At 67.0% G+C, this 22,929-nt stretch carries 19 protein-coding genes; 14 read left to right on the top strand and 5 right to left on the bottom strand.

All coding sequences use genetic code 11. The features are described 5' to 3' along the window. Both AB4879_RS05775 and AB4879_RS05770 read right to left on the bottom strand, forming a co-directional pair. Positions 1–1,560 carry an MFS transporter gene (locus AB4879_RS05775; protein WP_370506812.1) on the bottom strand — a complete coding sequence of 520 codons (1,560 nt, stop codon included), beginning with the start codon at positions 1,558–1,560 and terminating at the stop codon, positions 1–3. An 11-nt stretch (positions 1,561–1,571) separates the two neighbouring features. Beyond that, positions 1,572–2,270, bottom strand: coding sequence for an LppX_LprAFG lipoprotein (locus AB4879_RS05770; RefSeq protein ID WP_199189918.1), 699 nt, complete (start codon positions 2,268–2,270; stop codon positions 1,572–1,574). A 130-nt stretch (positions 2,271–2,400) separates the two neighbouring features. On the opposite strand from AB4879_RS05770, the gene AB4879_RS05765 reads away from it, so the two are divergent. Next, the gene (locus tag AB4879_RS05765) at positions 2,401–3,000 is read left to right on the top strand and encodes a riboflavin synthase (protein WP_370506811.1); all 600 of its coding nucleotides are present in this window, start codon (positions 2,401–2,403) and stop codon (positions 2,998–3,000) included. Between the two features lie 392 nt (positions 3,001–3,392). On the opposite strand, the gene AB4879_RS05760 is transcribed toward AB4879_RS05765, so the two are convergent. Then, complete coding sequence (locus AB4879_RS05760; protein ID WP_370506810.1) at positions 3,393–3,899, bottom strand: hypothetical protein; 507 nt, start codon at positions 3,897–3,899, stop codon at positions 3,393–3,395. Positions 3,900–3,909: 10 nt separating this feature from the next. On the opposite strand from AB4879_RS05760, the gene AB4879_RS05755 reads away from it, so the two are divergent. The 5 genes from AB4879_RS05755 (at position 3,910) to AB4879_RS05735 (ending at position 12,737) form a co-directional block, all read left to right on the top strand. Then, positions 3,910–6,111 carry a beta strand repeat-containing protein gene (locus AB4879_RS05755; protein ID WP_370506809.1) on the top strand — a complete coding sequence of 734 codons (2,202 nt, stop codon included), beginning with the start codon at positions 3,910–3,912 and terminating at the stop codon, positions 6,109–6,111. 303 nt (positions 6,112–6,414) lie between these two features. Then, positions 6,415–10,227, top strand: a complete 3,813-nt coding sequence (locus tag AB4879_RS05750) for a beta strand repeat-containing protein (RefSeq protein WP_370506808.1) — start codon at positions 6,415–6,417, stop codon at positions 10,225–10,227. 301 nt (positions 10,228–10,528) lie between these two features. Next, positions 10,529–11,800: a bifunctional 3,4-dihydroxy-2-butanone-4-phosphate synthase/GTP cyclohydrolase II gene (locus AB4879_RS05745; protein ID WP_370506807.1), complete on the top strand. Its 1,272-nt coding sequence runs from the start codon at positions 10,529–10,531 to the stop codon at positions 11,798–11,800. Next, positions 11,797–12,276 (top strand): 6,7-dimethyl-8-ribityllumazine synthase, encoded by a 480-nt coding sequence (ribH, locus tag AB4879_RS05740; RefSeq protein WP_370506806.1) that lies wholly within the window; start codon positions 11,797–11,799, stop codon positions 12,274–12,276. Before AB4879_RS05745 ends, ribH begins: the two co-directional genes overlap by 4 nt. Next, complete coding sequence (locus AB4879_RS05735) at positions 12,273–12,737, top strand: PH domain-containing protein (protein WP_370506805.1); 465 nt, start codon at positions 12,273–12,275, stop codon at positions 12,735–12,737. Before ribH ends, AB4879_RS05735 begins: the two co-directional genes overlap by 4 nt. Here the strand turns inward: AB4879_RS05735 and AB4879_RS05730 are convergent. After that, positions 12,724–13,188, bottom strand: coding sequence for an N-acetyltransferase family protein (locus AB4879_RS05730; protein ID WP_370506804.1), 465 nt, complete (start codon positions 13,186–13,188; stop codon positions 12,724–12,726). The two genes, AB4879_RS05735 and AB4879_RS05730, sit on opposite strands and share 14 nt — an antisense overlap. Positions 13,189–13,234: 46 nt before the next feature. On the opposite strand from AB4879_RS05730, the gene uvrC reads away from it, so the two are divergent. The 4 genes from uvrC to whiA are packed head-to-tail and all read left to right on the top strand — an operon-like array spanning position 13,235 to position 18,205. Beyond that, positions 13,235–15,259 carry an excinuclease ABC subunit UvrC gene (gene uvrC / locus AB4879_RS05725; RefSeq protein ID WP_370506803.1) on the top strand — a complete coding sequence of 675 codons (2,025 nt, stop codon included), beginning with the start codon at positions 13,235–13,237 and terminating at the stop codon, positions 15,257–15,259. A 23-nt stretch (positions 15,260–15,282) separates the two neighbouring features. Next, entirely contained in the window at positions 15,283–16,173 is an 891-nt protein-coding gene (gene rapZ / locus AB4879_RS05720) for an RNase adapter RapZ (RefSeq protein ID WP_370506929.1), read from the top strand. Then, on the top strand, positions 16,170–17,231 hold the full coding sequence (gene yvcK / locus AB4879_RS05715; RefSeq protein ID WP_102807981.1) for a uridine diphosphate-N-acetylglucosamine-binding protein YvcK: 1,062 nt from the start codon (positions 16,170–16,172) through the stop codon (positions 17,229–17,231). Before rapZ ends, yvcK begins: the two co-directional genes overlap by 4 nt. Then, on the top strand, positions 17,228–18,205 hold the full coding sequence (gene whiA / locus AB4879_RS05710; RefSeq protein WP_102808025.1) for a DNA-binding protein WhiA: 978 nt from the start codon (positions 17,228–17,230) through the stop codon (positions 18,203–18,205). Before yvcK ends, whiA begins: the two co-directional genes overlap by 4 nt. Here whiA and AB4879_RS05705 read toward each other — a convergent pair. Beyond that, entirely contained in the window at positions 18,202–18,867 is a 666-nt protein-coding gene (locus AB4879_RS05705; protein ID WP_370506802.1) for an MOSC domain-containing protein, read from the bottom strand. The genes whiA and AB4879_RS05705 overlap by 4 nt on opposite strands. Before the next feature lie 228 nt (positions 18,868–19,095). Here AB4879_RS05705 and AB4879_RS05700 point away from each other — a divergent pair, with 228 nt between their 5' ends. The 4 genes from AB4879_RS05700 to tpiA all read left to right on the top strand — a co-directional run bounded on the left by AB4879_RS05700 (position 19,096) and on the right by tpiA (position 22,925). After that, positions 19,096–19,818, top strand: a complete 723-nt coding sequence (locus tag AB4879_RS05700) for an ABC transporter substrate-binding protein (RefSeq protein ID WP_370506801.1) — start codon at positions 19,096–19,098, stop codon at positions 19,816–19,818. 77 nt (positions 19,819–19,895) lie between these two features. Further along, a complete protein-coding gene (gene gap / locus AB4879_RS05695) occupies positions 19,896–20,918 on the top strand; it encodes a type I glyceraldehyde-3-phosphate dehydrogenase (protein ID WP_102807983.1) in 1,023 nt (340 codons plus the stop codon). A 5-nt stretch (positions 20,919–20,923) separates the two neighbouring features. Continuing rightward, positions 20,924–22,132, top strand: a complete 1,209-nt coding sequence (gene pgk / locus AB4879_RS05690) for a phosphoglycerate kinase (protein ID WP_102807984.1) — start codon at positions 20,924–20,926, stop codon at positions 22,130–22,132. 7 nt (positions 22,133–22,139) lie between these two features. After that, on the top strand, positions 22,140–22,925 hold the full coding sequence (gene tpiA / locus AB4879_RS05685; RefSeq protein WP_370506800.1) for a triose-phosphate isomerase: 786 nt from the start codon (positions 22,140–22,142) through the stop codon (positions 22,923–22,925). The last annotated feature ends 4 nt before the right edge of the window (positions 22,926–22,929 follow it).

Raw genomic sequence — 22,929 nt, 5'->3', positions numbered from 1 at the left:
CTAAGCGGCCACCGTCTGCTCGGCCTCGGTCTCGTCGGCGTGCGCCTGCCTGCCCCCGATGAACAGGGCCAGAACGGCGCCGACCAGGCAGACGATCACGGTGACGAAGAAGATCGAGCCGTACTGCATCGCGAAGGCGGTGCGGTAGCGCTCGGCCTCGCCGGCGATCTTGGCGGCCAGGCTGTTGCCGCCCGGGCTCGGCAGTGTGGCCAGGATCTGGTTGAACCGGTACAGGCCCCACGCGGAGAGCGCCGCGACGCCGATCAGCATGCCGGTCATGCGGGCCACCACGACGAGTGAGGAAGCGATGCCGTGCTGAGCAGGCGGCACCACCCGCAGTGCGGCTGAGGTGAGCGGGCCGATCACCAGACCCAGCCCGAAGCCGGCCAGCGCCAGGTCGGTGTCGATCACCGGCAGGGACACGAACCCGAAATCGTGGCGGGCGCCGGCCACATTGGTGCCCCAGTGTGACACCAGCAGGTATGCGCCCGAGGAGATCAGCATTCCGACGACGGCGACGATCCGGTCGCCGATCCGGGTGGCGACCCAGCCGCCGATGAGCGCTCCGACCGGCAGCGCGATCAGGAAGTGCAGCAGCAGGAACGCGGCCTGCGTCTGGTCCTTGCCGAGCACACCCTGGCCGAACAGTTCGACGTTGACCAACGTCACCATCAACGCCGCTCCTGCGCACAGTGAGGTGCCCAACGAAGCCAGGAACGGCACGAACCGCACGCCCGCCGGTTCGATCAACCGGGTGCGGGCGAACCGCTCCCAGACGAAGAATGCGATGGCTGCGATGACAGCGCCGATCACGAGGATCAGGCCGTGCGGCGGGAGCAGCGTCTTGCCGTCGGGGTTCGGGTTGTACAGCCCGATCACGGCCAAGCCCAATGCGATCGCGAGCAGGATGCCGCCGATCAGATCGACCTTTTCGGGGTTCTCGCTGCGGTCATGGGAGGGCAGGCTGACGTGGATCGCCACCATCGCGACCACGGTGAGCGGCACGTTGATCCAGAACACGTCCTGCCACTTGCCCAGCAGCAACACCACACCGATGCCATAGAGCGGGCCGAGCACGCTGCCCAGCTCCTGGGCGGCGCCGATGCCGCCGAGCACCGCGGCGCGGCTGCGGGCAGCCCACAGGTCGGCCGCGAGTGCGAGCGTCACGGGCAGCAGGGCGCCTGCGGCGATGCCCTGGACGAGACGCCCGATCACCAGCATCGTCAGGTCGGTGGACAGCGCGGTCACCACCGAGCCGGCCGCGAACGTGACCAGCGACAGCTGCAGCATCAGCTTGCGCCCGAAGCGGTCGGACAGCCGGCCCAGCAGCGGCATCGCCGCGATGTAGCCCAGCATGTACCAGGTGATGATCGGGGTGACTTGCTGGAGCTTGTTCACCGGGATGCCGACCGTCGACATGATGTCGACCATGATCGTGACCACGACATACGTGTCGAGCGCCCCGAGCAGAACGGCGAGGCTACCCGCGCTGATCACGATCCGGCGGCTGCGGCCGGAGGTTCCAGCCCGGTGGGCGGCGGTGTCCAGAGACTCAGCCATCACCCGGCCCGTCAGACGGCGGGCTTGGTGACGGTGACCGGCTTGTCCCACTCCGACAGCGTGATCTGGATGCTGCTGCCGTTACCGGTGTCGGCCTTGGCCTGGACCAGCTGATGCGGATCGGCCTTCTGGATCCAGACGGTGGCGGGCAGTGGGCTGGTTGCCTTGAGCGGGATCAGCTTGTTCATGGCGTCGGCGCTGACCTTGCCGGTGATGCGGATGGTGTCCACACCGTTGATGGTCTCGCTGGCCTCCGATTTGGCGTCGGTGATGGAGGCGAGCCAGTTGGCCAGCCCGTTGTCCGGGTTGAGGACCACCGAGGGGTCGTAGATGTCCTTGGCCGGGCCCATGTCGAGCCAGTTGTTGGGGGTCAGCGCGGCGTAGAGGGTGCCGTCGAGCACGACCAGCTGGATGTCGACGTCCGAGCCGCCCATCGAGATGGTCGAGTTCCCGGACACCGCGGTGGCGGGCACGTTGGTCAGGTCGCCGGACAGCTTCTTGACGGGCAGACCCTCGATCTTGCCGCCGACGGTGATGTCGAGGTGGGCGCTCTTGAGGGCTTTGGTGACCTGGATGGACTGCTGCAGCAGCCCGGCGGCCTCCGGTAGCGGCTCGGAGGGCTTCGACGAGGACGAGCAGCCCGCGACGAACAGGGCTGCTGTTGCGAGGAGGGCGGCGAGGACGGCGAACATTCGGCGGCGCGTCTGCATAGGAGCATCGTAGAGGGTCGGGGTGACCAGACCTGCGGCGCCGGGCTGAACCCGGTCCGCGTTATGCGCTGTGAACTGCAGATTTAGTGGACCTAAGCGAGTGTCGTCACGGCCGGGCTAGATTGGGCGCGTGTTCACCGGAATCGTCGAGGAACTGGGTGAGATCGTCGGCAAGGATGAGCTGGCCGACTCGGCGCGGTTCGTGATCCGCGGCCCGGTCGTGACTGCGGATGCCCGGCACGGCGACTCGATCGCCGTGAACGGTGTCTGCCTGACAGTCGTCGAGGTGCTGCCCGGCGGGCAGTTCAGTGCCGACGTGATGGCCGAGACGCTCAACCGGTCCAGCCTGGCCGCCGTCGACGTCGGAAGTGCGGTGAACCTGGAACGCGCCGCTGCGGTCAACAGCCGGCTCGGCGGCCATATCGTCCAGGGCCACGTCGACGGGACCGGCCGCGTCGTCTCTCGCGCACCGTCCGAGCACTGGGAGATCGTGCGGATCGCGCTGCCGCCGGAGCTGTCGCGGTATGTGGTGGAAAAGGGCTCGATCACCGTCGACGGCATCTCCCTGACGGTGTCCGGCTTGGGTGACGACTGGTTCGAGGTATCCCTGATCCCCACCACGCTGGCGCTCACCACACTCGGTCGCGCGGCGGTCGACACGCCGGTGAACCTCGAAGTCGATGTCATCGCGAAATACGTGGAGCGTTTGCTCGCCGATCGCGAGCGCTGACACCGTGGTGTGACTAATCAATTGATCAGTACGGACATTTGCTGCGCAATTAGACACAACTGAGAAAAAACCACCCCTGATCTATCGAATTCGCTGATCAGCCCCTATTCAATCCCAGGGGCCAAATTGTCCTTGGCGAAAATGCCGGGCGATGTTAGGTTGCGGGAAGCGGGTATCGCTGCGTCTCTCCCAAGCAATGTGTGTGAGCCGCCTCACGCAAGTGTCGGCACGCCTGGATGGGTCGGAGGATCGGTGAGTTCTCACAAGCGCGTCGGTCGCCACCGAAAGCGGGCGGCCCGCCATCGCAAACAGGTCGCTCGCAATCGGCAGCGCGCGGCTCGCAATGGACTCCTCGCAGCAGCGGTGGGGGTCGGGCTGGCGGTCGCGACGGGTCAGGGAGTGGCATCGGCCGCCACCGATGGCGGCTCCCCGGATTCCGGATCCAAGGCCAGTTCAGCGAGCAATGCGGGACCTTCTTCGACATCGACGCGCGCCACCACAACCGCCCGATCTGCGCGCACGCGTCCCTCGGCCAAACAATCGTCAGCCACTCCCAAACCTTCGTCTGCCGCAACCGGCGCAACGACGACCACAACCCCGGCGACCACAACCCCGGCGACCACAGCCACGACGGCCACAGCCACGACGGTCACCCCCGCGACCGGCGACCAGTCGGCCGCAGATAGTTCGTCTATCCCGACCACCCCGACCGCGGCTGTGGTGAAAACCCCTGCGGCCGTCGAAACCGCTGCCGTCCCGGCGCGACTGGAGAAGTCCACGACGGCCGCCGTCAAACCGGCAGTCGCCGCCGCGTCACCGTCGGACGCTGTCACGTCTTTCATGGCTGTCCTGAGCAGGGCTGTCAATCGGCTCGCCGGCTGGCCTGGGTCGCCGCACAACTTCGTGACGGTGACCAACTATCTGACCGACCAGACCCTGGACGCCCTCGACAATCAACTCGACGCCTTGGTTGCCACCGCGGTCGCAGGCAGTCCGGCGCGGTGGGTTCCCGATCTGGGCAGCATCCTGGGCCTTTTCGTCAAGCCCGCGATCCCCAGCTATACGTTCTCGGACACGCTCAACGCGTGGGGCGACTTCCTCAATCGGATCGTGCCCCCGTTCAACATCTCGCCAGGGGCGGGCACCTTCGGCATCATCACGCAGTACAAGATCATGGGCGCAGCCGTGGTCGGCACAGCAACGGTCTTGACGGACATGCTCAACGGTGTCTACGACCCGGCCCAGTGGGAAATCGATGTCATCAAGTCGACCACCGGCGCCACCGTCACCAGGGCTGACCTCACGAACTCGACCAGTCTCGAAACCAAAATCGCTGCGGCGCAGGCCGCGGCCATCGCGACTTTCGGCCTCAGCGACGGCGGCGCGTACTACGACCCGACCCGGGCCTGGAACATCACGCTGCCCACGTGGACTGCGGCCCAGGTCAATCCGTTCACGGTCGTGGTCTACGTCGCGTTGGTCGCGATATACAAGCGGTTCCAGGAAATGGCGGTCCTGACACCGTTCACGACGAGCACGACCTACGACAGTTGGCTCTACACACTGAGTTTGGGCGGAGACAGCTCGCGCTCCGAATACGCGGCAGGCACGTTCCATGCGGTGGATCCCGACGGTAGATCGGTGGACTTCGGGACGTCGCTGCTCGGTACGTTCACCTCAGCAGGTGGCGGGCTGGTCACCATCAACACCAGCGACGGTGGATTCACCTACACGAACACGCTTCCCGGCAAGGCGTTCTTCCACCGCGCAACGTCGGACAACCCGGCCGACAGATACGACACCGTAAACATCCCGGTGACATCCGCGGACGGCGTCAAATACACGGTGAGCTTCAAGATCCAGATCATCGACGGATCGAACAGCCCGCCGACTTCGTCTCCGACAATGGGTGCCGCCGACGGCCTCGGCGTGGTGCGTGGCAGCGTCGGCGGTAGTGACTCTGACGGCGACACCCTGACGTACTCCCTGGTGGGCTCCTCGGTGAACGGGCTGAGCAACAATTCCGGCTACACCAAGAACGGCTCCGGGAACGGCGGCATCGTCACGCTGAACTCGACCACCGGCGCCTTCACCTATGTCTCGTCGGCGAATGCCGGTGCGACGCAGAGCTTCCAGGTGCAGATGACCGATGGCCACGGTGGCACCACCGTCTCGACGGTCACGGTGGCCAACACCACGACGATCACCCCGGGCAACCTCAATACCTCGACGCCGTACGTCGTGACGGGTTCGGTGCCTGTCCCGAGCGGTGATGCCGGCATCTTCACCAGCTACGCCCTTGGTGCCAGCCCGGCGAAGGGCACGGTGACGTCCTTCAATCCCGCCACCGGCGCCTTCACCTACACCTCCAGCGTGGGCCGTACCACGGCGAACAGCGATGTGGTCACCGTGATCGCCACCGACGCCAGCGGCCGTACCGTGACCCTGAGTATGGCTGTCAAGCCGACGGTGACCAACACGGCGCCGACGCCCGGTGCGACCACGGTCGGGACCTCTAACCTGCAGGACAACCGCATCCTCGGAATCGGCACACTGAGGCAAACCACCACTGGCACACTGCATGCCAGCGATGCCGAGGGCGACCCGCTCACCTACACCGCGGGCACGTATACGACCGTCAATGGCGGCACGGTGGTCATCAACGCCAACGGAACGTTCAGCTACAGCATCGACAAGGGGTATTCGTACTACCACGGTGCGGCCAAGGTCGGGGCCACCGGCAGCGCGGTCGGCGACAGCTTCACCGCGACGGTCAGCGACCCCTTCGGTGGTACCACGACATACACGGCGGTCGTGCCGATCTATGCGGCCAATTCCAACCCGGGAACCACCTCGGGCGGCACCCGGTGGGGCAATTACTGGACCGGGGTCGGCAACGCGAGCGATGGCGACAGTGACGACCTGACGTATGTCGTCACCTCCACGCAGGGCACCGCGACGTATGACTCGTTCTGGCTGACGCTGTCCACCAGCGGGGCCAGTAGTGGCACCGTCGTCACGATCACCGTCTATGACGGCTACTACGTGGTGACGGGTGGCGTCGTGACGGGCGTCCTGTCGAGTAACTCGAGGACGTACACGGTCGCCTGAGCGTCTTCTCGCGGACGTTCATCGCCCTGTGCACCGCCTAGTGCCAATACCAAATCAGCACTTGCGCGTGTGCAAATTTGCTGAAATTTCCCTGCTGTGCGAATGCTCAGCGCGACACGGCGACACAACCGGCGAAATTTCTGCCTAAAAGGCCAGCTAAGAGCTTTTCGTCCAAATTTGACTGAGACAACCTTTGGCAAAAACCTGTAAGCAATGTTACGTTGCGGACCAGTCAAAGTGGCGTACGTCTCCCACGCAGTGATGTGCGAGCACCGTCACGTAGGACACCCGTCGGGAGATTTCTTGAGTTCCAAGAAGCACGCGGCTCGCCACCGGAAGCTGGCGGGCCGTCATCGGAAGCGTGCCACCGGCAATGGCAAGCGTGCGGCCCGCAACGGAATTCTGGCCGCCGCGGTAGGCCTCGGCCTGGCGGTGAGCGTCGGAAACGGTATGGCCGCGGCGTCCACGGGCGGCGGCTCGGATTCCGGATCCGCATCGGCGAGCAACTCCGGCAGCAACTCCAGTCACTCCTCGAACTCGACCCGCGGACCCAAGAACGCCGGACCCGCGCGCACCCGCACGTCTGCCAAGCAGCCGACGTCGTCGGGCTCCAACGGCGGCTCCTCGGTGGCTATCCGGCCGTCGACGACCGGCCGGACCCCGTCCCCGGACAGTGCCGTCGAGGCGACCGTCACGACGACCGCGCAGCCCGAGTCGTCCACCACCACAGCATCGCCGCGCGACACAGTGACCACGCCGACGGCGCCCCCCACCGCCACCGTCGACTCCGCGACCGCCACCGTCGACCCCGCGACCGCGACCGGGACCGCCGCGCCGACCGAGGCGACCCCGCCGGCCGCGTCCTCAACGCCCGCACCCGTCACCGCGCGCAAGTCCACCACCGCCAGGGCCGCCGTCGCCCCGTCGGCGGCCGCCTATTCGATGACCGGCGACCTGACCGCCGTCCAGGACGGTGCGGGTCCGATCACCACGCCCGCGCACTATGACATCCAGACCACGCTCGACGCGTGGGCGGCGCAACTCGACGCGCTGATGGCGGCTCCGCTCACGCCCAGCAACGGCTGGCTCAAGTTCCCGGTCACGTTCTTGGACGCGTTCTTCAAGCCCTCGATCGTGGTCGACCGGCTGTCCTATGGGCTCAACGGCCTGGCCACTCTGATGGACCAATTCGTGCCGCCGTTCAAGATGGTCGACGGCGCACCATCCACCATCACGCAGGCATCGGTGACGGCTGCGGTCCTCGCGGGCGCCATCGTGCTGTTCAACACCTCGCAGACCGTCGACATCCCGCACTGGATCGACGAGGCGGTGAGCCTCGCCGGGGCGTTGCAGGATATCGCCGCGAACCCGGTCGTCAACGGGCTCATTGCGAACGACCTGGACGGTGTGGTCGCGGCGGCACGAGGGGCCTTCCTGTCGCCGAAGACCGTTCTCGACATGGACATCACGCTCGGTAAGGCTCCGAATCCGGTGTCGCTGGCGATGTATGTCGTCGTCGTCGCGATCTTCCGGCGCTTCGCGGACGTGGCGACTGATCACCAGCCCGTCGTGACCGACATGCAGCAGACCAGTCAGCATCTGCCGAACGCCAGCGGCACCACCGTCTCGGGATACGTGCAGTTCTACGACGCCGACGGTGACCCGATCACCTCATACGGTTTCACCGAGCCCAACGACAGTCGGTTCACCGTCACTGTGGTCGACGGAACCAACGGGCGGATGAACTGGACGGTGTGGGACTGGAATCCCTTGTCCAGCGACAAGTCTCCGAAGACCTTGACGTTCACGATGACCGTTCTCGCCCAGGGCGATGGTCAGATCAGCGTGTCCAAGCCGTACATGCCCAACGGCAATGAGACGCAGAAGACCGTCACTGTCACCGTCTACTACAACCAGGCCGTCGGATCGTTGACCAACACTGTCGGCAGCACCTCACCGATGGGCGTGGTTCGCGGCGTCGTCTCGGCGCCGCAGAATGCCGACAACCCGATGACGTACTCGCTCAACGGCGCGAGCGGGGGATCGGCGTACACCGCCAACGGCGGCATCATCAAGCTCAATTCGACCACCGGGGCCTACACCTACGTCCCGAACCGGTCGTCGGGTGCGACGTCGGACTCCTTCCAGATGACGAGCACCGACAGCTTCGGTTACAGCTACACGACGACCGTGACCGTGCCGGTGAGTTCGGCGTCGCCGGTGACGACCACGAACCCGACGACAGGTACGGTCACCGGCAGTCTGAACAATGGAGGCGACGCCGGGCTGCTGACCTACAGCATTGGCACCGCGCCAAATGCGTTGCGGGGCAACGTGGTGCTCAATGCCGACGGTACGTTCACCTACACCCGGACGGCGGCGGGTCACACCCAGCCGACGCAGGATTCGTTCACCATTCTCGGCACCGACAGCACCGGAAAGACGACGACCGTTGCAGTGGTCAACGTCAACCCGACGGTGACCAACAGCGCGCCGGTGGGTAACGGTGTGACAGTGGCCAGTTCGGCGCTGTCGCGCATCGTCGGTCCGTATGACCGGCAGGATACGTCCGGCACCCTGAAGGCGACCGATGCCGAGGGCGACGCGCTCACCTGGGCAGCCGGTACCTACAGCACCGCCCAGGGCGGGACCATCACGGTCAACGCCAACGGCACGTTCAGCTACACCAACCAGAAGTACGCGTGGTTCGGAGTGTCGGACAGCTACTGGCACGACCACGCTGTCACGGGTGACCCGGGCGATACGTTCACCATCAACGTCAGTGATGCCTTCGGCGGTACCACAGCGGTGACATATGGCATTCCGATCGAAAAGCAAAACGCCGCACCGACTTTGAGCGGTGGCGTAAGCAGTTCGAACACCAGCGGCCTTGGCGTCGTGCGGGGCACCATCTCGGGTGGCTCCGACGGCGACGGTGACGGTCTGACCTACAGCTTGGTCGGTGCGACAGGTGGTTCGGTCTACGGCTCCAACGGCGGCATCATCACGATGAGCGGCACCTCGTTCACGTACATCCCGAAGTCGGGGGTCACCACGGATTCGTTCCAGGTGCAGGTGAGCGACAACCACGGTGGTGTCACCACGGCGACGGTTACTCTCAACGGCCTGACGACCCCGTCGCCGCAGACGAACACCAACACGACTGCCGGTGTCACGACCGGTTCGCTGAACGTTCCGGCCGGCGATACCGGGCTGGGGCTGACCTACAGCCTGGGCAGCGGCCCGTCAAAGGGCAGCGTCACCGTCAACGCGAACGGCACGTACACCTACACCCGGACCGCGGGCCTGGGTCACAGCACTACAACCGACGATTCGTTCACCATCAAGGCCACCGATGCCACCGGCAAGTCGGTGATCATCGCCACGATCAACGTCGCCCCCTCGGTGAGCAACAATGCGCCCACGGCGACGGTCAACGGAAGCTCCGGGACGGTCACGGTGGCCGGTCCGGGATCCAAGACCAACCCCAACGCGGCCGGAGTCCAGACGATCACCGGCCTGACATTCGCCGCCAGCGACGCCGACTCCGACGCACTGCTGATCAACAACAAGTTCGATGGCACGGGCACGACCTTCGCCCTGGCCAGCGGCGGCACCATCACCACCGCCAACGGCGGCACTGTGACCGTCAACTCCAACGGCACCATGTCGTACTCGATCAGCCAGAGCGCGGCCTACTTCCACGCCGCGGCCAAGATGGGGGCTACCGCAGCGCAAAAGACGGACTGGTTCAACTTCACCGTCACCGACGGCTACGGCGGCACCAGCACCGTCACGGTGGTCGTCCCGATCTACGCCGAAAACAGGGACCCGGTTACGAGCGCGGTCAAGGTCGGCAATAGCTGGACGTCCATCAAAGCGACCGATCCCGATGGTGAAACGATCTCGACCACGAAACTCAGCGCCCCGCCCACTGACGCCAACCCCGGCTCGGGGTACATCATTTCCTCCGGGTATTCCTTCAGCAGCGGCAGCCTCAGCGCCGGTACCGCCACCATCACCAAGCTCAGCTCCTTCACCATCGTCGTCTACGACGGGTACTGGAGGACCTCCAACGGCGTGGTGACCAGCACGCCGGGCCAGAAGCAGGTCTGACAGGTCCGCGATCCGATCGGCTGGATCGGTCGCGGCGGTACGAGTGCTGCGCGGCGTCCTCGGCCTTGCGGTAGGCCCACCGCAGCAGCGCGTTGCAGAACGCCGCGTGATAGACCAGCTGATCGCCGCGGCGGCCGTCCTGTCGCCCATGTCACACCACGCCCTGGCCAGCACATATCGGGATCCGGAACCGCCCGCCCCGGAGTGAGCGGACCGCTGAACAGGACGGGCAATAATCACGCGCCACAGGTGGTTCATACTGTCTGGTAGCAGCAACATTGGACAGGGGTAGGCGGCAAGGATGACGAGGCTGGACACCGTCGAACGGGCGGTCGCCGATATCGCGGCCGGCAAGGCCGTCGTCGTCATCGATGACGAGGACCGCGAGAACGAGGGTGACCTGATCTTCGCCGCCGAGAAGGCGACGCCGGAGCTGGTCGCGTTCATGGTCCGCTACACCTCGGGCTACCTGTGTGTGCCGCTGTCCGGCGAGATCTGCGACAAGCTTGGGCTGCTGCCCATGTACGCGGTCAACCAGGACAAGCACGGCACCGCCTACACCGTCACCGTCGACGCCAAACATGGTGTGGGAACCGGTATTTCGGCCGCCGATCGGGCGACGACGATGCGGTTGCTTGCCGACCCGGGCAGTGTCTCGGAGGACTTCACCAAGCCTGGTCACGTGGTTCCGTTGCGCGCCAAGGATGGCGGCGTGCTGCGGCGTCCCGGTCACACCGAAGCCGCGGTCGACCTGGCCCGGTTGGCGGGTCTGCAGCCTGCCGGTGCGATCTGCGAGATCGTCAGCCAGAAGGACGACGGTTCGATGGCCCAGACCGACGAGTTGCGGGTGTTCGCCGACGAGCACGACCTGGCCCTGATCTCCATCGCCGATCTGATCGAGTGGCGGCGCAAGCACGAAAAGCACATCGAGCGCATCGCCGAGGCCCGGATCCCCACCCGCCATGGTGAGTTCCGCGCGGTCGGCTACTCCAGCATGTACGAAGAGGTGGAGCATGTCGCCCTGGTCAAGGGTGACATCAGCGGTCCGGAGAATGACGGCCACGACGTACTGGTGCGAGTCCACTCCGAGTGCCTGACCGGTGACGTGTTCGGTTCGCGGCGCTGTGACTGCGGCCCCCAGCTGGACGCCGCGCTGGCGATGGTCGCGCGCGAGGGTCGCGGCATCGTGCTCTACATGCGCGGCCACGAGGGCCGGGGCATCGGTCTGATGCACAAGCTGCAGGCCTACCAGCTGCAGGACGCCGGCGCCGACACCGTCGACGCCAACCTGGAGCTCGGCTTGCCCGCCGACGCCCGCGACTACGGGATCGGCGCGCAGATCTTGGTGGACCTCGGTGTGCGCTCGATGCGGCTGCTGACCAACAACCCGGCCAAGCGGGTCGGCTTGGACGGCTATGGGCTGCACATCATCGAGCGGGTGCCACTGCCGGTGCGGGCCAACGCCGAGAACATTCGCTACCTGATGACCAAGCGTGACCGGATGGGTCACGACCTGACCGGTCTCGACGACTACGACGAGGTCGTTCCCGGTGACTTGGGCGGAGCCCTGTGAGCGGAGGCGCCGGCGTCCCGGAGCTTCCGGAGATGGACGCCTCGGAGTTGTCACTGGCCATCGTGGCCAGCACCTGGCACTCGAAAATCTGCAACGCGCTGCTCGACGGTGCCCGCCGGGTGGCCGACGACTCCGGCGTGCCCAGCCCGACCGTCGTCCGCGTCCTGGGGGCCATCGAAATCCCGGTCGTAGCACAGGAACTCGCGCGCACCCATGACGCCGTCGTCGCGCTGGGCGTCGTGATCCGCGGGCAGACACCGCATTTCGATTATGTCTGCGATGCCGTCACCCAGGGCCTGACCCGGGTGTCGCTGGACGAGTCGACGCCGGTGGCCAACGGGGTGCTGACCGTCAACACCGAGGAGCAGGCGCTCGACCGCGCCGGTCTGCCCGATTCCGCCGAGGACAAGGGTGCGCAGGCCGCCGCCGCCGCGTTGTCGACCGCGTTGACGCTGCGTCACCTCCGCGGGGCATGACCGACACCACCAGCCGCTGGGATGTCGTGCTTCGGCCGCGCCTGACGCCGTATGTCGCGTATGCGGCCGCGTTCGTGGTCGCGACCTCCGGGATCGTCGTCGGTGTCCTGCTGAAGATCCGCTACACCGGGGCGATCCTGCAGACCGCCGATCAGGTGGCGATGGGCGTGCTGGGGCTGATCCTGGCGGCCGCGATCCTGCTGCTGGCCACGCCGCGACTGCGGATCGGGCCGGCCGGGCTCGGTGTTCGCAACATCCTGCTCGAGCGGGTGATCCCGTGGAGTGACGTGGTGGGGGTGTCGTTCCCGCAGGGCTCGCGGTGGGCCCGGGTCGATCTGGAGGACTACGAATACACCGCGGTGCTGGCCATCCAGGCGATAGACGGCGAACGCGCGGTGCACGCGATGGACACTCTCCGGACGCAGCTCGCCAAGTACCGGCCTGATCTCACGGGATCGTGAGTCTCATCACCACTTCGCCGGTGGCCCCGCAATTCGGCACCTCGGTGAACCCCAGGCTCTCGTAGACCGTTCGGGCGGCCGCGTTGTCGGGCGCCATCCGCAGAGTCGCGGTGCGTGCCCCGCGCCGTCGGGCCCAGTCCACCGCGGCCGCCACCAGCCTGCGGGCCAGCCCGTGCCCGCGTGCCGCGGGCTCGAGCCACAGGGAGTACACGTACGCCGCCTGAGCGCTCTCCTGATAGGCCGCCACCATGCCGACCGGCCTGCCATCCAGCATCGCCACGAACTGCGCATGGTCGCGCAGCCGCCGGCGCCAGTCGGGCGCGGTGAACCGGGCCTCGACGAGGTACTGCGTGTCGGTCGTCCCGAACGTTTCGGTGAGCGCGCGCAGCCTCAGCTCGGCGAACTGTTCCCAGTCCGACTCGGTGAGACGAGTGATGGGCGCTGCTGGCACGCCCACGACGGTAGTGCCTGTCGGCGCTCGGACTAACCTTGTGGACGTGCCCGACCCGTCGACGTACCGCCCGGCGCCCGGGTCCATTCCGGTGGAACCGGGTGTTTACCGATTCCGAGATCCGCATGGCCGGGTGATCTACGTCGGCAAGGCCAAAAGCCTGCGGCCTCGGCTGACGTCGTACTTCCAGGACATCTCCGCCCTGCATCCACGCACCCGCCAGATGGTGACCACCGCGGCCAAGGTCGAGTGGACGGTGGTCAACACCGAGGTCGAAGCTCTGCAGTTGGAATACAACTGGATCAAGGAGTTCGATCCGCGGTTCAACGTCCGGTACCGCGACGACAAGTCCTACCCGGTGCTGGCCGTCACCCTCAACGAGGAGTATCCGCGGCTGTCGGTCTACCGCGGTCCGCGCCGCAAGGGTGTGCGCTATTTCGGCCCGTATTCGCATGCCTGGGCCATCCGCGAAACGCTCGACCTGCTCACCCGGGTCTTTCCGGCCCGCACCTGTTCGGCTGGAGTGTTCAAGCGGCACAGCCAGATCGAGCGTCCGTGCCTACTGGGCTACATCGACAAATGCTCGGCGCCGTGCGTCGGAAGGGTCAGCGCTGAGGAACACCGCAAGATCGTTCTGGATTTCTGCGACTTCCTCTCCGGCAAGACCGACCGCTTCGCCCGCGAACTCGAACTGGAGATGAACGCGGCGTCCGCCGAATTGAACTTCGAGCGCGCCGCCCGGCTCCGCGATGACATCGCCGCGCTCAAGCGTGCGCTGGAGAAGCAGGCCGTGGTGCTCGGGGACGGTACCGACGCCGATGTGGTCGCGTTTGCCGACGACGATCTGGAAGCCGCCGTGCAGGTCTTCCACGTCCGGGGCGGGCGGGTGCGTGGCCAGCGCGGCTGGGTCGTCGAAAAACCTTCCGACCCCGGCGAATCAGCCGAAGGACGGCTGGTGGAGCAGTTCCTCACCCAGTTCTATGGCGCTGAAGCCGAATTGGGCGGCCCGCCCGGGGCCGAATTGGGTGGTGCCGCAGACGAATCCACCAATCCGGTGCCGCGCGAGGTGCTGGTGCCCTGCCTGCCGCCCAACGCCGATGAGCTGGCCGACTGGCTGTCCGGGTTGCGTGGGTCGCGGGTGGCGCTGCGGGTGCCGCGGCGCGGCGACAAGAAGGCGCTGGCCGAGACGGTGCACCGCAACGCCAAAGAGGCGCTGCAGCAGCACAAGCTCAAGCGGGCCGGCGATTTCACCGCGAGATCGGCTGCGCTGCAGAACATTCAGGAATCACTCGGACTGGCCGATGCGCCGCTGCGCATCGAGTGCGTCGACATCAGTCATGTGCAGGGCACCGATGTGGTGGCCTCCATGGTGGTGTTCGAGGACGGTCTGCCGCGCAAATCGGACTACCGGCACTTCGCCATCCGGGAGGCCGCGGGCGAGGGCCGCTCCGACGACGTCGCCTCGATCGCCGAGGTGACGCGACGCCGGTTCGCCCGCCATGTCCATGAGCAGCAGCAGCCCCTCGACGAGTTGGCGCCGGAGGGCAAGTCGCGCAAGTTCGCCTACCCGCCCAACCTCTACGTCGTCGACGGGGGCGCTCCCCAGGTCAACGCCGCCCAAGCGGTGCTCGACGACCTCGGCGTCACCGATGTCGCCGTGATCGGTCTGGCCAAGCGCCTCGAGGAGGTGTGGGTCCCCGCCGAAGCGGAACCGCTCATCCTCCCGCGGAACAGTGAAGGGCTCTACCTGCTGCAGCGGGTTCGCGACGAAGCCCACCGCTTCGCCATCGCGTATCACCGCAGTAAGCGCTCCAAGCGGATGACGGCGTCGGCGCTGGACTCGGTGCCGGGGCTCGGGGAGATCCGGCGCAAGGCGCTGGTGAGCCACTTCGGGTCGCTGGCCCGACTGCGTCAGGCCAGTGTCGAGGAGATCACCACGGTGCCGGGGATCGGCACCGCGACCGCCGCCGCGGTACTGGAAGCGCTAGGCGTGACGGTGGATTCGCCGGTATCGGCTGCAGCGGAAGATCCGGTCGGCAAAGATCAGTCTGCTGAACAGGCGACCCGATGACAGAGCACAGCACAGGCGAAGAGATGCACACCGGCCACACCGGCGAGGATTCAGGTATCGACGTGGTGTTGGTGACGGGGCTGTCCGGGGCAGGCCGGGGAACCGCGGCCAAGGTGCTCGAAGACCTGGGCTGGTACGTCGCCGACAATCTGCCGCCCGAACTCATCGCCAGGATGGTGGACTTCGGCCTGACCGCCGGCTCGCGGATCACCCAACTGGCGGTGGTGATGGACGTCCGGTCCCGCGGGTTCACCGGGGATCTGGACTGGGTACGCAACGAGCTGGTGACCCGCGGCATCCATCCGCGGGTGTTGTTCATGGAGGCTTCCGACGACATCCTGGTCCGCCGCTACGAAAGCAACCGGCGCAGTCATCCGCTGCAGGGCAATCAGACCCTGGCCGAAGGTATTGCCGCCGAGCGGGCCATGCTGGCCCCGGTGCGGGCGTCGGCGGATCTGGTCATCGACACCTCGACGCTGTCGGTGCACGGCCTGCGCGAGAGCATCGAACGGGCATTCGCGGGGCAGACCGTCGCGCAGATCAGCGTCACGGTCGAGTCGTTCGGGTTCAAGTACGGGCTGCCGATGGACTCCGACATGGTGATGGACGTCCGCTTCCTGCCGAACCCGCACTGGGTGGACGAATTGCGGGCGCACTCGGGCCAGCACCCGGCAGTCCGCGACTACGTCCTCGGCCAACCCGGTGCCGCGGAGTTCCTGCAGACCTACCATCAGCTGCTGAGGCTGGTCGTCGATGGCTACAGCCGGGAGGGGAAGCGCTACATGACCGTGGCCATCGGCTGCACCGGCGGTAAGCACCGCAGTGTGGCGATGGCCGAGGCGCTCGCCGGATTGCTGGGGAACCACGAGCACCTGACCGTTCGCGTTCTGCACCGCGATCTGGGTCGCGAATGACACGCATCGTCGCCCTCGGTGGTGGCCACGGTTTGTACGCGACCCTGTCCGCGGCACGCCGGCTCACGCCGCACGTCACCGCGGTGGTCACGGTCGCCGACGACGGGGGTTCCTCCGGGCGGCTGCGCAGCGAACTTGACATCATCCCGCCTGGCGATCTGCGAATGGCGTTGGCGGCGTTGGCATCTGACAGCCCGCATGGCCGGCTGTGGGCCACCATCATCCAGCACCGGTTCGGCGGCAGCGGCGCGCTGGCCGGGCATCCGATCGGCAACCTGATGCTGGCCGGCCTCAACGAGTTGCTGGCCGATCCGGTGGCCGCGCTCGACGAGTTGGGCCGGATCCTCGGCGTCAAGGGCAGGGTGCTGCCGATGTGCCCGATCGCGCTGCAGATCGAGGCCGACGTCGCCGGGCTGGAAGGCGATCCCCGGATGAGCCGGGTGATCCGCGGTCAGGTGGCCGTCGCGACAACACCGGGCAAGGTTCGTCGGGTGCGGCTGCTGCCGGGTGACCCGCCGGCCACCCGCCAGGCCGTCGACGCGATCATGCACGCCGATCTGGTGGTGCTCGGGCCGGGCTCCTGGTTCACCAGTGTGATCCCGCACGTGCTGGTGCCGGAGCTGGCCGCTGCGCTGAAGGAGACCACCGCCCGCCGCGCGCTGGTGCTGAACCTGGCCGCCGAGCCGGGGGAGACGGCCGGTTTCTCCGCCGAGCGGCATCTGCACGTCCTCGCGCAGCATGCGCCGGGCTTCTCGGTGCATGAGATCGTGGTCGACGCCACCCGCGTCCCATCTGACCGGGAGCGTGACCAACTGCGGCGTACCGCAAGCCTGCTGGAAGCTTCAGTTCAGTTTGCCGACGTGACCAGACCTGGTACACCTTTACATGACCCGGCCAAGCTGGCTGCAGCGCTTGACGGTGTGCGCACCCGAAATTCGGTGACCGCGCCGCCTTCCCCTCCACCTGCTGCATCCGTGCAGGCCGGCGGAGGGCGACAGGGGGACGGGGTGCAGGACCCGACTGGCAACGGACCGAGAGGTGACGACCTGTGGCGATGACTGCCGAGGTGAAGGACGAACTCAGCCGGCTGGCCGTCAATTCTGTGAGCGCACGCCGGGCCGAGGTGGCCTCGCTGTTGCGATTCGCCGGTGGCCTGCACATCGTGTCGGGCCGAGTCGTGGTCGAAGCCGAGGTGGACCTGGGCATCATCGCCCGGCGGCTGCGCAAGGACATCTACGACCTGTACGGCTATAACGCGGTGGTGCATGTGCTGTCGGCCAGCGGCATCCGCAAGAGCACCCGGTATCTGGTGCGGGTCGCCAAGGACGGTGAGGCGCTGGCCCGTCAGACGGGTCTGCTGGACATGCGCGGCCGGCCGGTGCGCGGACTGCCCGCTCAGGTGGTCGGCGGCAGTGTCGGCGACGCGGAGGCGGCATGGCGGGGTGCGTTCCTCGCGCACGGCTCGCTGACCGAGCCGGGGCGGTCCTCAGCGCTCGAAGTCAGTTGTCCCGGACCGGAAGCCGCGCTGGCGCTGGTGGGTGCCGCCCGGCGGCTCGGGGTCAGCGCGAAGGCACGGGAGGTGCGGGGCACCGACCGGGTGGTGGTGCGCGATGGCGAGGCCATCGGTGCACTGCTGACCCGGATGGGCGCCCAGGACACCCGGCTCACCTGGGAGGAGCGGCGGATGCGCCGGGAGGTGCGCGCCACCGCCAACCGGCTGGCCAACTTCGACGACGCGAACCTGCGCCGCTCGGCCCGGGCCGCGGTCGCCGCCGCGGCCCGGGTGGAGCGGGCGTTGGAGATCCTGGCCGACACGGTGCCCGACCATCTGGCCGCGGCGGGCAAGCTTCGGGTCGAACACCGGCAGGCGTCGCTGGAGGAACTGGGCCGCCTCGCCGACCCGCCGATGACCAAAGATGCTGTGGCCGGGCGTATTCGGCGGCTGTTGTCGATGGCGGATCGCAAAGCCAAGCAGGACGGCATCCCGGACACCGAGTCGGCCGTCACGCCCGACCTGCTGGAAGACGCCTAGATCGACTTGGCCACCCGGTCGGCGACAAAGGCCTTGAGTTCGTCGGACAGCGCGTCGGCGGCCCGCAGCCGGGGGAGCAGGCTGGGGTCTGTCATCCGCGCGCGGAACACCAGGGCGATCGTCACATCGTGATCGGGCTTGTCCTCGACGACGATCTCGTCTCCCGCGCGCACCGGGCCGGGGGAGATGACCCGTAGGTAGGCCCCGGGCTTGCCGGCGTCGGTGAACGTCTTGATCCAGCCGGCGATGTCGAGGAACGCCGCGAACGTGCGGCACGGGGTGCGGGGCGCCGAGACTTCGAGCAGCAGACCGCCGGTGCCCACCCGCCAGCGTTCGCCGATCAGCGCTCCTGTCACGTCGACGCCGGAGGTGGTGAGGTTCTCGCCGAACATCCCGTCGGTCAGCGGCCGTTCGAGGCGGGCGGCCCACTCGTCGAGGTCTTCGCGGGAGTAGACGTAGACGGCTTGGTCATCGCCCCCGTGCAGCTTCTGGTTGCCGATCGTGTCCCCGACCAGACCGCTGCCCAGACCGCCGCGCATCGGCCCCGGAGCGCGCACCATCACCGCGTCGGGCGTCGCCGCCTTGTCGATGCCGGTGCGTCTCGCCGGCTTGTCGGGATTCGCGCGGACGCGGGCCAGATTGACCGACAACACACTTGCCACCACCACAGGGTAATGGCGGTGCTTCGGCGGTGCTCGTCCAGTCCGATCGCACCCGAGGAAAGACTGCTCGCCAATGACGAGCCGGGCGATGCGAGCGTCGAAATGCTCTGTGCCGATGAGTTTTTCGCGATAGTGCCGGTCGATCGGGGCGGTGCTCCTGGGGCTGGGCGGCGTTCCTCGGCGGCGAGCACATATGGGCGCGCCGGACAGGGGGCTAGCGTTCATGCCATGGCCGAGGTGTTGCGAGTCGGGGCGGCCTTACCCGACCCACCGTTCAACGACGCCGGGCCAACAGGCTCCGGCCTCGACGTCGAGCTCATGGCCGCCATCGGCGAGCGGCTCGGCGCGTCGGTGGAGTTCGCGCGCTACCAGGGCCGCGACTTCAACGGCATCTTCGACGCACTGGACTCCGGCGAGTTCGACTGCGTCGCCTCCGGCACCACGATCACCGGATCCCGCGCGTTGAAGGCCGCGTTCTGCGATCCGTACCTGATCTCCGGCCAGGCGCTCGCCGTCGACGCCACCCGGCTGCCCGACGTCACATCGACAGACGATCTCGAGGGGCTGACCCTCGGCGTGCAGCAGGGCAACACCAGCCAGCCGATCGCCAACCGGCTGCTTGCCGACGGCAAGGTCGCGCGGGTGCGGGTGTACGACTACGGCAACATCCGGACCGCGCTGCGAGATCTGTCCAGCGGTCGCTGCGATGCGTTGATGAAACTCGACCCGGTGCTGACCCGGCTGGCCGCGGCGGCGCCGGGCGTGACCGTCGTTCAGCGCGGCATCACCACCGAGAAGATCGCGATCGCGGTACCGACCACCGATACCGCGTTGCTGGGCCGGATCAACGTCGCGCAGGCCGCTCTCGAGCAGGACGGGACGTTGCCGGCGATCCGGGAGCGGTGGACCGGCTCACCACGCGCCGACCAGAGCGGGCCCCGGATCTCCTGAGGTTCCAGGCGGTCGCGCATGCCGGTGAGCAGGCCACTAGGCTGGGCGGGTACTGAGAAGCTACTAGAGGAGACAACGTGACCATCCGGGTTGGCGTTAACGGCTTCGGCCGCATCGGACGCAACTTCTTCCGGGCTCTCGACGCGCAGAAGGCGCAGGGCAAGAACGCGGATATCGAGATCATCGCGGTCAACGATCTGACCGACAACGCGGCGCTCGCGCACCTGCTGAAATTCGACTCGATCCTTGGCCGGTTGCCGTACGACGTGAGCCTCGAGGGTGAGGACACCATCGTCGTCGGCGACACCAAGATCAAGGCGCTCGAGGTCAAGGCCGGCCCGGCTGAACTGCCGTGGGGCGACCTCGGCGTCGACATCGTCGTCGAATCCACCGGCATCTTCACCAAGCGCGACAAGGCGCAGGGTCACCTCGATGCCGGTGCCAAGAAGGTCATCATCTCCGCGCCGGCCACCGACGAGGACATCACGATCGTGCTGGGCGTCAACGACGACAAGTACGACGGTAGCCAGAACATCATCTCCAACGCGTCGTGCACCACGAACTGCCTCGGTCCGCTGGCCAAGGTCCTCAACGACGAGTTCGGCATCGTCAAGGGTCTGATGACGACGATCCACGCCTACACCCAGGATCAGAACCTGCAGGACGGCCCGCACAGCGATCTGCGCCGCGCCCGGGCGGCCGCGCTGAACATCGTGCCGACCTCGACCGGTGCCGCCAAGGCGATCGGCCTGGTGCTGCCGGAGCTCAAGGGCAAGCTGGACGGCTACGCGCTGCGGGTGCCGATCCCCACCGGGTCGGTGACCGACCTGACCGCCGAGCTGAGCAAGTCGGCGAGCGCTGCCGACATCAACGCCGCCATGAAGGCCGCCGCCGACGGCAAGCTCAAGGGCATCCTCAAGTACTACGACGCGCCGATCGTGTCCTCCGACATCGTCACCGACCCGCACAGCTCGATCTTCGACTCGGGTCTGACCAAGGTCATCGACAACCAGGCCAAGGTCGTGTCGTGGTACGACAACGAGTGGGGCTACTCGAACCGTCTGGTGGACCTGGTCGCGCTGGTCGGTAAGTCGCTGTAGCAGCAATGGCCGTCCAGACACTCGACGACCTGCTGGCCGAGGGTGTTTCGGGTCGGGGCGTTCTCGTACGCTCCGACCTGAACGTCCCGCTCGACGGTGGGAAGATCACTGATCCGGGCCGCATCATCGCGTCGGTCCCGACGCTGAAGGCGCTGGCCGACGCCGGGGCGAAGGTCATCGTGACCGCTCACCTCGGCCGCCCCAAAGGTGGTGTGGATCCGGCGTTCTCGCTGGCGCCGGTGGCCACTGCGCTGTCCGAGCGGCTGGGCAGGCACGTCCAGCTGGCCGGCGACGTGGTCGGCACTGACGCACTCGCCCGCGCCGAGGGGCTCACCGACGGCGACGTCCTGTTGCTGGAGAACATCCGGTTCGACCCGCGTGAGACCAGCAAGGACGACAGCGAACGGTTGGCGCTGGCCAAGGCGCTCGTCGAATTGGTCGGCGAGGACGGCGCTTTCGTCTCCGACGGATTCGGTGTGGTGCACCGCAAGCAGGCGTCGGTGTACGACGTGGCCACACTGCTGCCGCACTACGCGGGAACGCTGGTGGCCGCCGAGGTCAAGGTGCTCCAACAGCTGACCAGCTCCAGTGAGCGGCCGTATGCCGTGGTGCTCGGCGGGTCGAAGGTGTCGGACAAGCTCGCCGTCATCGAGAATCTGGCGACCAAGGCGGACAGCATCGTCATCGGCGGTGGTATGTGCTTCACCTTCCTTGCCGCGCAAGGTGTTTCGGTGGGTACCTCGCTTTTGCAGGAGGAGATGATCGAGACCTGCCGTCAGCTGCTGGAGACCTACGGCGATGTCATCCACCTGCCGGTGGACATCGTGGTCGCGGAGAAGTTCGCGGCCGACTCGCCGGCGGAAACCGTGTGGGCGGACAGCATCCCGGCCGACAAGATGGGCCTGGACATCGGCCCGGAGTCGGTGAAACGGTTCACCAAGCTGCTGTCCAACGCGCGCACCATCTTCTGGAACGGACCGATGGGTGTGTTCGAGTTCCCGGCGTTCGCCGCGGGGACCAAAGGGGTGGCCGAGGCGATCGTCGCCGCGACCGGCAAGGGCGCGTTCAGTGTCGTCGGTGGTGGCGATTCGGCGGCCGCGGTGCGCCAGCTGGGTCTGCCGGAGGACGGTTTCTCGCACATTTCGACCGGCGGCGGTGCATCGCTGGAATACCTTGAGGGCAAAACACTGCCCGGCATCGAAGTATTGAACTAGGAGTCCTGTGTCCCGTAAACCGCTGATCGCGGGCAACTGGAAGATGAACCTCAACCACTTCGAGGCCATCGCTCTGGTCCAGAAGATCGCGTTCTCGTTGCCCGACAAGTACTTCGACAAGGTCGACGTGACGGTGATCCCGCCGTTCACCGATCTGCGCAGTGTGCAGACCCTGGTCGATGGCGACAAGCTGCGGCTGACCTACGGCGCGCAGGACCTGTCGCAGCACGACTCGGGCGCCTACACCGGCGACATCAGCGGTGCGTTCCTGGCCAAGCTGGGGTGCACATTCGTGGTGGTCGGGCACTCCGAGCGGCGCACGTATCACCACGAGGACGACGCGGTGGTCGCCGAGAAGGCGGCTGCGGCGTTCCGGCATGGACTGACGCCGATCGTGTGCATCGGCGAGCAGCTCGAGATCCGCGAGGCCGGCGACCACGTCGAGTTCTGCGTGAACTCGTTGCGCGGGTCGCTGGCCGGGCTCACCAAGGAGCAGCTGACCGATGTGGTGATCGCCTACGAGCCGGTGTGGGCGATCGGCACCGGGCGGGTGGCCAGTGCGGCCGACGCGCAGGAGGTGTGCGCCGCGATCCGGGCCGAGCTCGGCAACATCGCGACGCGGGAGATCGCCGACGGTGTCCGGGTGCTCTACGGCGGCTCGGTGAACGCCAAGAACGTCGGGGAGATCGTCGCTCAGCAGGACGTCGACGGCGCGCTGGTCGGCGGGGCGTCGCTGGACGGGGAGCAGTTCGCCACTCTGTCGGCGATCGCCGCGGGTGGACCCCTGCCGTGACCCC

This window comes from Mycobacterium sp. SA01 (genome assembly GCF_041287105.1).
In the GTDB taxonomy this organism is placed as follows: domain Bacteria; phylum Actinomycetota; class Actinomycetes; order Mycobacteriales; family Mycobacteriaceae; genus Mycobacterium.
Note: the sequence above shows the minus strand (reverse complement) of the source record. Positions and strands in the feature narration are given on the sequence as shown.